Source organism: Sphingomonas parapaucimobilis NBRC 15100, from assembly GCF_000787715.1.
Classification (GTDB): Bacteria; Pseudomonadota; Alphaproteobacteria; order Sphingomonadales; family Sphingomonadaceae; genus Sphingomonas; species Sphingomonas parapaucimobilis.
The window spans coordinates 29,007-42,375 of the sequence record NZ_BBPI01000025.1 but is presented as its reverse complement, the minus strand read 5'-3'; the positions used below and the strand labels follow the sequence as shown (position 1 = coordinate 42,375).

General features: G+C 66.8%; 7 protein-coding genes. 4 read left to right on the top strand and 3 right to left on the bottom strand.

From position 1 onward, the window contains the following. Positions 1–25: 25 nt before the first annotated feature. Positions 26–1,192, top strand: coding sequence for a mechanosensitive ion channel family protein (locus tag SP5_RS04595; RefSeq protein WP_042484756.1), 1,167 nt, complete (start codon positions 26–28; stop codon positions 1,190–1,192). A gap of 109 nt (positions 1,193–1,301) precedes the next feature. On the opposite strand, the gene SP5_RS04590 is transcribed toward SP5_RS04595, so the two are convergent. Then, positions 1,302–4,232 (bottom strand): L-glutamate gamma-semialdehyde dehydrogenase, encoded by a 2,931-nt coding sequence (locus tag SP5_RS04590; RefSeq protein WP_042484753.1) that lies wholly within the window; start codon positions 4,230–4,232, stop codon positions 1,302–1,304. A gap of 547 nt (positions 4,233–4,779) precedes the next feature. Between SP5_RS04590 and SP5_RS04585 the strand changes: the two genes are divergently transcribed. Further along, positions 4,780–5,259 carry a pyridoxamine 5'-phosphate oxidase family protein gene (locus tag SP5_RS04585; protein WP_042484750.1) on the top strand — a complete coding sequence of 160 codons (480 nt, stop codon included), beginning with the start codon at positions 4,780–4,782 and terminating at the stop codon, positions 5,257–5,259. A gap of 196 nt (positions 5,260–5,455) precedes the next feature. Here the strand turns inward: SP5_RS04585 and SP5_RS04580 are convergent, their stop codons facing one another. Then, a complete protein-coding gene (locus tag SP5_RS04580; protein ID WP_042484748.1) occupies positions 5,456–6,673 on the bottom strand; it encodes a polyhydroxyalkanoate depolymerase in 1,218 nt (405 codons plus the stop codon). Positions 6,674–6,898: 225 nt separating this feature from the next. On the opposite strand from SP5_RS04580, the gene SP5_RS04575 reads away from it, so the two are divergent. Then, complete coding sequence (locus SP5_RS04575) at positions 6,899–8,692, top strand: ABC transporter transmembrane domain-containing protein (protein ID WP_042484743.1); 1,794 nt, start codon at positions 6,899–6,901, stop codon at positions 8,690–8,692. A 213-nt stretch (positions 8,693–8,905) separates the two neighbouring features. Beyond that, complete coding sequence (locus SP5_RS04570; RefSeq protein ID WP_042484741.1) at positions 8,906–10,846, top strand: glycoside hydrolase family 84 protein; 1,941 nt, start codon at positions 8,906–8,908, stop codon at positions 10,844–10,846. Here SP5_RS04570 and SP5_RS04565 read toward each other — a convergent pair. Beyond that, on the bottom strand, positions 10,830–13,325 hold the full coding sequence (locus SP5_RS04565) for a family 20 glycosylhydrolase (RefSeq protein ID WP_042484739.1): 2,496 nt from the start codon (positions 13,323–13,325) through the stop codon (positions 10,830–10,832). The genes SP5_RS04570 and SP5_RS04565 overlap by 17 nt on opposite strands. Positions 13,326–13,369: the final 44 nt, after the last annotated feature.

The window sequence follows — 13,369 nt, the reverse complement described above, 5'->3', positions numbered from 1 at the left end:
CGCCTCTCAAGTTCAAGGAGTCCCCATGGCGAAATCCTCGCCCAAGGCGCCGATCTTCGACGGCTCCCGCATTCCCGACCAAGTCGGCGGCATCATCGACGCCACCTCCTGGTGGGTGCAACATTACTGGCTGAAGGTGCTGATCGCGATCGGCTTCGGCGCGGTCATCGTGCTGGCGCTGCTCTGGGTGCGCAGGCTGGGCGACCGCTTGTGCGGCCGTCCGGGTTTCGCAGGCGGATGGGGCGTGATCCTGGGCCATGCCATCGCGCGGACGAATCTGTTCTTCATCGTCACGCTCGCCGCCCAACTGGTGTCGGGCTATGCGGGCGCGCCGGGCGAAGTCGCCCGGACGATCAGCTTCCTGTTCACCATCGCCAGCACGTTCCAGGCGGCGATCTGGGCGCGCGAGCTGATCCTGGGCGCGATCGAGCATCGCACCCAGTCGGAACATTATTCCGGCGAGGCGCTGCTGTCGGCCATGGGGCTGATCCGACTGCTGGTGACGGCGGTGCTGTTCGCGGTCGCGCTGGTCGTCGTGCTCGACAATCTGGGGGTCAACGTCACCGGCCTGGTCGCGGGTCTGGGCGTCGGCGGCATCGCCATCGGCCTGGCGGCGCAGGGTATTTTCGGCGACCTGTTCGCCGCGCTCGCCATCATCTTCGACCGGCCGTTCCGCCGCGGCGACAAGATCGCCTATGACAATACGACCGGGATCATCGAGGCGATCGGCCTGAAATCCACCCGCATCCGCGCCTTTACCGGCGAACTCCGCATCATCTCGAACCGCAACCTGCTGGACAAGGAAATCCAGAACCAGACGGTGCGTCACCATGTCCGCCTGTCTCTGACCATCGGCGTCGCCTATGAAACCCCGCCCGAGACGCTGGCGCGGGTGCCGCAGATGCTGACCGAGATCGTCGAGGGAGAGGGCAGCAAGGTCGCCCGCGCCAGCTTCGAGAGCTTCGGCGCGTCGAGCCTGGACTTCGTGCTGCAATTCGACGTGCCCGGCGACGACTGGCCGACTGCGCACGCCACGCGCAACCGGGTGCTGGTCACGCTGATGAAGCGTTTCGCGGCGGAGGGGATTTCCATCCCCTACCCCACCCAGACGACCTATACCGCCGCACCCGACGGCACGCTGGTCATGCCCTATCCCCAAATCCAGCCAGTCGAGGTGCATCAGGCCAGCTAGAGCATGACGACATCCGCTTGATCGACCCCTCCCCTTCAGGGGAGGGGCTAGGCTTGGTTCGATCCTAGGTCATCATGCTCTAATCCTCCCCTGCAAGGGGAGGAAAGACTCAGATCCCGCCTTCGTCCAGCGACAACAGCGTGGCGTTGCCGCCCGCCGAAGTCGTGTCGACCGACACCGCCCGCTCGGCGCAGAAGCGGTACAGGTAATGCGGACCGCCCGCCTTCGGCCCGGTGCCCGACAGGCCCTCGCCGCCGAAAGGCTGGCTGCCCACCACCGCGCCGATCATCGAGCGGTTGATATAGAGGTTGCCGACCGCCGCTTCCGCCTCGATCACTTCGCCGGCGCGGGCGATGCGGCTGTGCAGGCCCATGGTCAGGCCGTAACCCTTGGCGTTCACCTTCGCGATCGTCTCGGACAGCGTGCCCGCTTCCCAGGTGGCGACGTGCAGGATCGGGCCGAACCATTCCTGGGTCAGCTCCTCCACGCGGTCGAGCCGGATCAGCGTCGGCGGCACGAACAGGCCATCGGCGGGCGCATCGAGCGTCTTGATCGTCTGCGCCACCATCGACGCGCGATAGGCCATCAGCTTGTCATAGGCGGCCTGGTCGATCACCGGGCCGACATCAGTCGCCGGATGGCCGGTCGCACCGAGCACCAGCGTCTCCATCGCGCCCTTCAGCATTGCGATGACATTGTCGGCGACATCGGCCTGCACCAGCAACAGGCGCAGCGCCGAACAACGCTGCCCCGCCGAGCGGAAGGACGAGGTGATGACGTCCGCCACCACCTGCTCCGGCAGTGCGGTCGAGTCGACGATCATGGCGTTGATGCCGCCGGTCTCGGCGATCAGCGGCACGATCGGGCGGTCGTCGTCCGCCACCAAAGTCCGCGCGATCCGCTTGGCCGTGGCGGTGGAGCCGGTGAAGGCGACGCCCGCGATGCGGTGATCCTCGGTCAGTTTCTGGCCGACATCCGGCCCGCCGGCCGCGAGCAACAGCGCGTCACGCGGCACCCCCGCGCGATACGCCAACTCGACCGCCGCCTGGGCGATGGCGGGCGTCTGCGGCGCGGGCTTGGCGACGACGGTGTTGCCGGTAACGAGCGCCGCGACCGTCTGGCCGAGGAAGATCGCCAGCGGGAAATTCCACGGCGCGACCGTTGCCCAGACGCCGCGTCCTTCGAGGTGCAGCGTGTTGCGCTCGCCCGTCGGCCCCGGCAGTTCGACCGAACCGAGCCGCTGGCGTGCCTGCTGCGCATAATAGCGGCAGAAGTCGGCGGCTTCGCGGACCTCACCGATCGCGTCGGGGATGGTCTTGAACGCCTCCTGCACCAGGATCGCCATCAGCCGCTCGCGGTCCTGCTCCAGCAGGTCGGCCAGCTTCTCCAGCACAGCCGCACGGGTGTCGAGCGGCGTCGCGTTCCAGGCCGGGAACGCCGCATGAGCCCGCGCGACCAGTGAGGCGACGTCCGCCGTCGCGGCCACCGGCTTCACGGCCGGCGCGTCGACCGCCTTCACCGTGGCGTCCAGCGTCGCGATATCGCTCAGGTCGATGCCGGTCGAGTTGCGATGCCCCGGCGCGAACATGTCGATGGGCAGCGGGATGCTCGGGTGACGCGCACCGCCCACGGCGGCGATCTTGGCAACCGGACCGGCGAGGATCTCCGCCTCGGTCAGCCGCGCATCGCCGAGCTGGTGGACGAAGCTGGAGTTCGCGCCATTCTCCAGCAGGCGGCGGACCAGATAGGCCAGCAGGTCGCGGTGGCCGCCGACCGGCGCATAGATGCGGCACTTATGGCCATGCTCGCGCACCAACCGCTCGTACAGGCCATCGCCCATGCCGTGCAGCCGCTGGAACTCGAAGTCGTGACTGTTGCCCGCCCATTCCAAAATCGTCGCGACGGTCAGCGCATTGTGGCTGGCGAAAGCCGGGCGGATATTCTCGGCGGCCAGCATGTCCTTGGCGACCGCCAGATAGGACACGTCGGTCGCCGCCTTGCGGGTGAACAGCGGATAGTCGGCCAGCCCCTCGACCTGGGTGCGCTTGATCTCGCTGTCCCAGTACGCACCCTTGACCAGACGCACGTTCATGATCCGGTCGAGGCCATTGGCCCAGCCGATGACCGCGCGGGCGCGCTTGCCATAGGCCTGCACCGCCATGCCGAACCCGTCCCAGCCCTTCAGCGCCGGGAGCGCCGCGACACCACCGATGATGTCGAGGCTCATTTCCAGCCGCTCGGATTCCTCGGCGTCGACGGTCAGCGCGATGCCCTTGTCCGCCGCCTGCCGCGCCAGCTGCGCCAGCATGTCGGCCAGCGCGGGCACGCACTCATAGGCGCGCGGCAGTTCGTAGCGCGGGTGGAGCGCCGACAGCTTGACCGAGATCGAATGCCCCGCCGCCGGGTCCGATCCCACCGCGTCGATCGCTTTAACATAGGCCTGGAAATAGCGCTCGGCATCCTCATGGGTGCGGGCGGCCTCGCCCAGCATGTCGAAGCTGGCGGTGAAGCCCTTGTTCTCGGGCTTCTTCATGCGGCGCATCGCCTCTTCGATGGTGCGGCCCATCACGAAGATCTCGCCCATCATCCGCATCGCGGCGCCGACTGCCTGGCGCACGAAGGGTTCGCCCGCGCGCGACAACAGCCGCTTGAGCGGCCCCGCCTCGCCCTCGCCCACCAGCGCGCGGCCGACGACCAGCCCCCAGGTGGCCGAGTTGACCAGCTTCGACGCCGAACGGCCGGTATGCGCGCGCCAGTCGGCTTCGCCCAGCTTGTCGGCGATCAGCAGGTCGGCGGTTTCGGGATCGGGCACACGCAGAAACGCCTCAGCGAGACTCAGCAGCGCGACGCCCTCCGACGAGTTGAGCCGATATTCCTGGAGGAACTGGTTCACCCAGCCGCGATTCTGCGCCGCGCGCAGGTCGGCGAGCAGGCCCGAGGCATGACCCATGATCCGCTCGCGCGCTTCCGGCGTCGCGGCGGCACGGTCGAGCAGCGGCTTCAGGACATCGGGTTCGGGCGCGCGATACAGCGATTTCATGGTCTTGCGTGCGTCGGCGGTAACGGCAGAGGTCATAGGTCCAGGTTCCGGTCGAGCGGCCCGGCGCGACCGAGGTGTGCCGCGAACCGCATTACGATGCTGTGATGGACCTGCGCTTAGCGGGAAATATGGGAATTGGGTATCGTTTGATACGATGCGGGGTGTAGCGATGCAGTTTGAAATCCGGCTCGTTCATCTGGTATGAAATGGCTGGCGACAGACATCCGCCATTTTGATGAGCCCCGACCGTTGCAGCGGTCTGAGCTCACGGCGTTGGGGCTCCGGCGGCTACCGGAGCCCCCGCCGGACATGTTACCTGTTTCGGAACTCAAGCGTCTTTAAGGCAAAGGTCGCGAAGGCGATCATGACGCCCAGGATCATGCACAATTCGGAAATACTCATTCTGACTTCCTTTAGCGTGTCGAAATGTTTCGACAGCCAGCTCCCTGGCACCATAGCCGATGCGTTTTCTCTGGTGGGATTTCCTCGCGCAACCATCCCCGCCCTCGCATCGTTCTCCCGCCAAACCCCCGAAAGGAGAGCCACGATGGCCGATGACAGCCCCCAGGAAATCGCCGCCAAGTTCCTCGACAAGCTGAAGAGCAGCCCGTTCGTCATGATCGGCCTGAACGACGGCCAGCATTCCGAGCCGATGACCGCGCAGATCGATGACGATCAGCCCAACACGCTGTTCTTCTTCGCTGGTCGCGACAATCGCATCGCCAAGGGTGGCGAGGCGATGGCGCAGTTCGTCGGCAAGGGCCATGACTTCTTCGCCTGTCTGGCGGGCCATGTGTCGAAGGACAACGACCCGGCGCAGATCGACAAGCTGTGGAGCAATCAGGTCGAGGCCTGGTTCCCGCAAGGCAAGTCGGACCCGAACCTGACGCTGCTGCGCTTCGACATCAACTCGGCCGAGCTGTGGGAAACCGACATCTCGCTGTCGGGCCGGGTGAAGATGCTGTTCGGCGGCACGATCCGCTCGGACGAGTCGTCCAGCCATGCGGTGGTCGGCTCGGTCGCGTAAGTCGCGATTACCGGAATGTGAAACGCCCGGAGGCCAAGGCTTCCGGGCGTTTTTTCGTTCTACCCCTCACGCCGTTCAGCCTGAGCGAAGTCGAAGGCCAAGGGAAACCATCAGCCACTCATGCGGCAAAGGCTATTGCGTGGCCTTCGACTTCGCTCAGGCTGAACGGAGGGTGGGATTGGGGGTTATCCGCCCCTCACCCGTTCGCCTTGATCCACTCCTCCACCACCGGGGCGATGCGGTTGCGCCACTTGGAGCCGTTGAAAATGCCGTAATGGCCGACCTTCTCGGCCATGAAATAACGCTTCTTCTCATCCGGCAGATTGGTCGCCAGCGTCAGCGCGGCGCGGGTCTGGCCCACGCCCGAAATGTCGTCGCGCTCGCCCTCGATCGCCAGCAGGCCGATATCGGTGATCGCGCCCGGATCGACAGGTTTGCCATGATGCAGCATCTCGCCCTTGGGCAGGGCGTGGCGCTGGAACACCAGTTCGACCGTCTGGAGATAGAATTCCGCGGTCATGTCGCACACCGCGCGATATTCGTCATAGAATCGCTTGGTGGAATCGGCGCTCTCGCCATCGCCCTGGACCAGATGCTTGAACATCTCCCAGTGCGAAATCATGTGGTTGCCCAGGTTCATCGACATGAACCCGGCCAGTTGGAGGAAGCCCGGATAGACCCGCCGCCCGGCCCCCGGATAGGTCATGGGCACGGTGGCGATCGCATTCTGCTCGAACCAGGCATGCGGGCGATCGGTCGCCAGCAGATTGACCGCGGTCGGGGCTTCGCGCGTATCGACCGGCCCGCCCATCAGCGTCAGCGTGCGCGGGGTGCAGGGATGCTTGTCCGCGCTCATCACGCAGGCCGCGACGTAACAGGGCACCGAAGGCTGGCACACTGCCAGCGCATGGGCGCCCGGCCCGATTTCGGTCAGGAAATCGATGATGTAATCGACATAATCGTCGAAATCGAACCGCCCGTCGGACAGCGGCACCAGCTTCGCGTCGCGCCAGTCGGTAATGTAGACCTCGCAGGTCGGCAGCATCCGCTGGACCGTGCCGCGCAGCAGCGTGGCATAATGACCCGACATGGGCGCGACGATCAGCAGCTTGGGGCTGTCCTCGACACCCTCACGGCGGAATCGCTTCAACTGGCCGAAGGGCTTGCGCAGCACGATTTCTTCGTGGACCGCCACCTCGCGCCCGTCGATCTCGGTCTTGGTCAGGCCGAAAGCGGGCTTGCCGCGCGGCGCGGCGGCATGGGCGAACACCTCCAGCGCCGATCCCATGATCGCGCCGCCGCCCATATAGGCGAAGGGATTGGCCGGATTTTGGAGCAGCCCCGCGCCGAAATTGGCCAGCGCGCTTGCGCCCGCCAGCATCGAGCGCTGCATTTCATAGGCGTCGTACAACATCGTCGATTCCCCTGCGCTCCGCCGGACGGAGCCGTGACTGGCGTTTGTCTATCACGAAACCGTTTGCGCATGATGACCAGAATATGGCCGATCGGTCATAGTGCCGAACCCGTGACAGGTTCATGATCTTCACCACACGCGCTGAACGCACCAAAGCGCCCAAACGATGCGTAGCAAGCCCTGCCCGGCGTTGAGCCGATGCGCCCACGCTGCTAGGCCCCCGGCATGGCCAGATCCGCCGCGTCCCGCAAATCCGCCGAGTCCCCCGTCCCGGCCAGCCGCCGCCTGAGCAACCTGAAGATGGTCTGGCGCTATACGCTGCGCTATCCGGGGCATCTGGCCGCCGCCACCGTTTCGCTGGCGGTTGCCGCGCTCGCGACCCTGTTCATCCCGCGCACCTTCCAGAAGGTGATCGACCACGGCTTCGGCAACATTGCCGACACCGGCGATATCGCGCCCTATTTCCAGGGGCTGCTGGCGGTCGTCGTGGTGCTGGCGATCGCGACGGCGTTCCGCTTCTATTTCGTGTCGTGGCTGGGCGAGCGGACGGTCGCGGACATCCGCATCGCGGTGCAGGCCAACCTGCTGCGCCTGGCCCCGCGCTATTTCGAGGAAAACCGCCCCTCGGAGATCGCCAGCCGGTTGACCGCCGACACCGCGATCATCGAGCAGGTCGTCGGATCGACCGTCTCGATCGCGCTGCGCAATACGGTGATCGGGATCGGCGGCACCATCTATCTCTTCGCCCTGTCGCCCAAGCTGACCCTGTCGCTGCTGGTCTGCATCCCGCTGATCGTCCTGCCCATCGTGGTGCTGGGCAAGAAGGTGCGCAGCTATTCGCGTGACAGCCAGGACAAGCTGGCCGAGATCGGCGCGACCGCCGTGGAGACGCTGGGCGCGATGAAGGTCGTGCAGGCCTTCGGCCAGGAACGTCGCGAGGCCGAGCGGTTCGAACTGGCCGTCAGCAACGGTTTCGCGACATCGCGCAAACGCTTCCTGCTGCGCGCGGTGATGACCGCGATGGTCATCGGCCTGTTCTTCGGCGGGCTGACGCTGCTGCTGTGGGAGGCCGTGGCCGATGTCGCCAGCGGGCGGTTGTCGGGGGGATCGCTGACTGCCTTCGTCGTGACGGGGATGCTGGTCGCAGGGTCTTTCCAGGCCCTGACCGAGGTGTGGGGCGACATATTGCGCGCGTCGGGCGCGGCGCAGCGGTTGGCCGAGTTGCTCGCCGAACAGCCGGAGATCGCGCCGCCCCCCGCCCCCGCCGTCCTGCCGGTCATTCCGATGGGCGCGCTGCGGTTCGACCATGTCGTCTTCCACTATCCGACCCGACCCGAGGTCGCCGCGCTGAACGACTTCACGCTCGACATCCGGCCTGGCGAGACGGTGGCGGTGGTCGGCCCATCAGGCGCAGGCAAGTCGACGCTGTTCCAACTCGCCGAGCGTTTCTACGACCCGCAAGGCGGCAACATCTCGCTCGACGGCGTATCCTTGCGCGACGCCGATCCGGCAGCGGTCCGCGCGCGCATCGCGATGGTGCCGCAGGAAACGGTGATCTTCGGCGCCTCGGCCCGCGACAATCTGCGCTATGGCCGGTGGGAGGCGAGCGACGACGAGCTCTGGGCCGCTGCCGAGGCCGCCAATGCCGCCGAGTTCCTGCGCGCACTGCCGCAGGGGCTGGACACCTTCCTGGGCGAAGGCGGCGCGCGGCTGTCGGGTGGGCAGCGCCAGCGGATCACCATCGCCCGTGCGCTGCTACGCGATGCGCCGATCCTGCTGCTGGATGAAGCGACGAGCGCACTGGATGCCGAGAGCGAACAGCTGGTCCAGCAGGCGCTGGAGCGGTTGATGGCGAACCGCACGACCCTGGTCATCGCACATCGGCTGGCGACCGTGCGTGCCGCCGAGCGGATCGTGGTGATGGATGGCGGGCGGATCGTCGAACAGGGGCGTCACGGCGAGCTGATCGCGGGCGGCGGGCTCTATGCGCGCTTGGCGAGCTTGCAATTTCACGAGTGATGGGGCCGGTTTAGTACCATTGGGGTGAGGGATTCCCTTGGCCTTCGACTTCGCTCAGGCTGAACGGGGGTTTGGGCTGCGGGTCTTGCCCTTACTCCGTTCCGCCTGAGCGAAGTCGAAGGCCACGCCCCCGCCTCCCTCACAAGCCCGCTTGCCGCCAGCCCCCCGCTCCCCTAGGCTTCAACAATACCAGTTAAATACCGGAGATTGAGGATGGCGCGGGCTGTATATAGATGGACGGGCGCGGCGATCGCCTTGGCGATGCTGACCCCGGCGGCGCAGGCGAGCCCCGTCACCCGCCCCGCGATCTTCCCCGCCCCCGCCGCGATGACGCTCGGCACGGGCGAAGTGCCGCTCGGTCGTGCCGCCACGCTGATCGTCGCGCCGGGCACCGAGCCGGAGACCGCCGCACTGGTCCGCGATCTGCTGGCCAAGGCCGGGATTACTGACATCGCGACCGCCAAGCGCCTGCCCGCCACGCTCGACCGGCCGACCGTCGTCATCGGCCCGGACAGCGCCGCTTTGGTCCGCGACGCCCTGTCGCGCAGCAACGCCAGCGCCGACACCGCGCGCGAAGGCTATACGCTGACCGCCATCGCCTCCGGTCAGGGCGGCCTCATCACGCTGGCCGGGCATGACGCGGACGGACTGTTCCACGCCGCCCAGACCCTCCGTCAATTGCTCACCCGCCAGACCATCCCCGCGCTGACCATCCGCGACCATCCCGCCATGCCGATCCGCGGCACGATCGAGGGCTTTTACGGCAAGCCCTGGTCGATGACCGACCGGACCAGGCATCTGGATTTCCTCGGCCAGATGAAGGCCAACACCTATGTCTACAGCCCCAAGGACGATCCCTTCGCCCGCGACAAGTGGCGCGATCCCTATCCCGCCGCGACGCTGAGCGCGCTGGGAACGCTGGCGGCGCGCGCCAAGGCCAACCATGTCGATTTCGTCTATGCCATCTCGCCGGGGCCGAGCATCTGCTTCTCCGATCCGGCGGACGAGCAGGCGTTGCTGCGCAAGTTCGCGGCGCTACGCGGGATCGGCGTGCACAGCTTCTATGTCGCGCTGGACGATATCGAATATCAGAAGTGGAATTGTGACGCGGACAAGGCCGCCTTCGGCCCGTCGGGCGCGCAAGCGGCGGGGGTCGCCCAGTCCAAGCTGCTGAACGCCGTCCAGGCCGACCTGCTGAAACAGGACCCCGCCTCGCGCCCGCTGATCATGGTGCCGACCGAATATTATGATGCGAAGGAAAGCCCCTACAAGGCGGCGCTGCGGGCGAATCTGAACCCGCGCATCGTCGTCCAGTGGACCGGCACCGACGTCGTGCCGCCCGCCATTTCCATTCCCGATGCCAAGGCCGCGACCAAGGCGTTCGGGCGCAAGACGCTGCTGTGGGACAATTATCCTGTCAACGATTATGCCAGTTCGGCCGGGCGGTTGCTGCTCGCCCCCTATGCCAAGCGCGAGGCGGGGCTGTCGTCCGAGCTGACCGGCATCCTGTCCAACCCGATGAACCAGGAAGCACCCAGCCGCGTCGCGGTGACGGGGGTGCTGGCGTTCGGGTGGAACGACAAGGGTTATGACGCCGAGCGCACCTGGCACTATGCCGCGCGCGATCTGGCCGGAGGCGACGTGCGGGCGACCGCCGCGCTGCTAGAGCTGTTCGACACCCAGCATCTCGCCCCCACCTTCGGCAGCCAGCCCTGGCAGGAGCAGGCCCCGAAGTTGAAGGCGCTGCTCGACCATGTGCGCGAGGCGCTGGCGAATGGTGACGAGCGTGAACGCCGTGCGGCATTAACCGAACTTCACGCCAAGGCCGATGCGCTGGCCGATGCCCCCGACACGATCCGTGCGGGCGTGGTCGATCCGGCCTTTGCCGAACAGGCCGCCCCCTGGCTGGAGGCGATGCAGCTTTGGGGCCGCGCGCTGGGGCAGACGGCCGCCGGGCTGGAAGCCGCAGACAAGGGAAATGCGGCGGCGACGCGCTACTTCGCCGATGCCAAGCGGATCGCCGCCCAGGCGGCCGCCGTTCAGAGCATCAAGGGCGCGGTGCGCTTCGACGGACCGATCAAGATCGCCGACGGCGTGCTCGACCGCTTCATCGCCGATGCGCCCGGCCTGATCGCGGTTACGGCGAAACCGTAACCGTCCGGCTGGCGCGGCGGCCATCGGGGGTGCGAATGCGAAGCTCGACCGCCCCCGTCACCGCCACCGGGCCGGTGTAGCGGGTCCACGAGGAGCCGCCGGTCCGATACTCGATCGGCGTTCCGGCGAACTCGGCATTGGCCTCCAGCTTGCCACCGGAAACACGCGCGCCCGGCGGGGCGAGGCGATAGGTCACGCCCGCCCGGTCGAGCAGCCGCATCTGCACGCCCATCCGCCCGGCGAAATCCCGCCACCCGGCGAGCAGCTTGGTCCGGTCCACGCGGGGATCATTGGGTTCATAGCCCGCGCCCGCGACATAGGCTGGCTCCCACTCCAGCTTGCTCCAAGCCCGCTCGGCCAGCGCCAGCAGGCGCGGGAAGAGCATGTAATCCACCTGGCTGTCGCGACGCACCGTCTCGCTCCACAACTGGGCCTGTATCCCGGCGATGCCGCGACCGGCCTGGAGCGGTACGGTGTCGGCAATCGCCTTGGGCTGGGCGAGGATATTGGGGATCAGCGCGGCGTTCGCGGCCAGATTGCCCGGCATGAAGCCGAACACCTGAAAACTGTCCACCCCGCGCGAGGCCCAGTCATAGCCGGTCTCGTTCGGATCGGCGGCATAGGGCATGTCGAAATAGCCGAGATCGGGGATCGACAGCACCGGCTTCCACCCGCGATTGGCCTGGCCATGCGCTTCGGCCACGCCGCCCGCGTGCAGGTTGCTCCAGATATTGGTCTGGACGTTCGCGGGCATCTTCGCCGGGTCGGTATGGCCCAGCCCGTCACTCCACCCCGCCACCGCGATGCCGCGCCGGGCGAGATCGGCGGAAATCCGCTCGATGAAATAGGCCCCCAACTGCTTGGGCTGCATCCCCGTTTTCGCCATCATTCCCTTGCAGGCGGGCGACTGGACCCAGGCCCCCGCCGTCTCGTCCGCGCCGATATGATAGGTGGTCAGCGGCACCCCCGCCGCCTTGTGCAGCGCCGCGATCGAGTCGATCACCGCGTCGATGAAGCGATAGGTGCTGGGAATACACACGTTCAGCGTGTTGTCGTCATAATGCTGGACGCTGGAATAGCGGGTGGTGTCGCCCGGCTCGACCAGCCGGAACCGCTCGGCCCCCGCCTTGTCGCCCTTGGCCATCAACCGCTGATAGCGCACCTCCATCGATCGAATCGCCGCGCGCGAATGGCCGGGCATGTCGAACGAGGGGATAACGTCGATCTGACGCGCGGCGGCGGCGCGGAGGATGTCGGTATAGTCGGCGGCGTTCAGATAGCCGTTGGTGGCGGCATCCCTGGCAGGGTCTGCCCCCAGTTGCGGCAACAGACAGCTCTTCTCGGTCAGGTCGGAGCAGCGATACGCCCCCACCTCGGTCAGTTCGGGCAAGCCTGCGATCTGCAACCGCCAGCCCTCGTCATCGCCCAGATGCAGGTGCAGGGTGTTCAGCTTGTACACCGCCATCAGCTCGATCAGCTTCAGGATCTCGGCCTTGCTGTGGAAATTGCGCGCCAGGTCGATGTGCAGCCCGCGAAAGCCATAGCGCGGCGCGTCCTCGACGATCAGCGGGCGGAGCGTCGTCCCCTCCGCCGCCATCTGCTGCGCCAGCGAACGCAGCGCATAGGACGCTCCCGCCGCATCCGCCGCCGCGATGGTCACGCCCCCGTCAGCGATAGTCAGGCGGTAGCCTTCGGGTGCGATTCCCGACTGCTTGCGGATGGTCAACGGCACCGTACCCATCGGCAATCCGGCCAGCGCGGGCGCGATGGCGGCGCGGGTAAAGCCTTGCGCCGTGACGCGCAGTCCCCTGGACAGGTCGACCGGCGCACCGGCCGGTCGCGTGACCTTCGCAGGCCGGGGCAGGATCGCGATATCGACCGGCGTCGCCGCCCCCCGCTCGGCATAGAGCGCAAAGGCCCGCTCGGGCGTCCGCCAGTCCGTCTGGTCGTCGGGCGCGCTGCGGGCGAGCGCGGCTTCGTCGGTCATCGGCGCGACGAAGGGCAAGGTCTCCAGCCCCGTATCGGCATCGGTCCCCGTCCGGGTCGCGGCGATGACGCGCGGGGTGAGGCCCTTGGCTGCCAGCATCGCGTTGGGCATCATATGGTTGCGCGAGAAGAACGCGCCCAGGCCGGTCAGCTTCACATGATAGGTCTGTCCCGGCTTCAACGACTGGCCGGGCTTTAGGGTCAGGACGTTCAGGTCGCCATTGATCGTGCGGTTGTCGAACACCTCGCTGTCGATCTTCAGCACTGGATTGACCAGGCTGTAGCGGATCTCGACCGGCAGGCTCGGCGCGCTGTCGGGCACGGCGATGGCGATATCCGCCTCGAAACAGCGGGGCACGCCGGTCGGGCAGGACGCCGGGCGGTTGGTCAAGATGGTGTAGCGATAGCCGAGCGTCGCGGCGAGCCGGTCCAGATCAGCCTGCGCGCTCGGCGCCACCGCCAGGATCGCGGCCGAAGCCCATAAAGTCATCATGTTCTGCCCGTCCCGCTACGCTGTACTGGTATTACATTGGATCA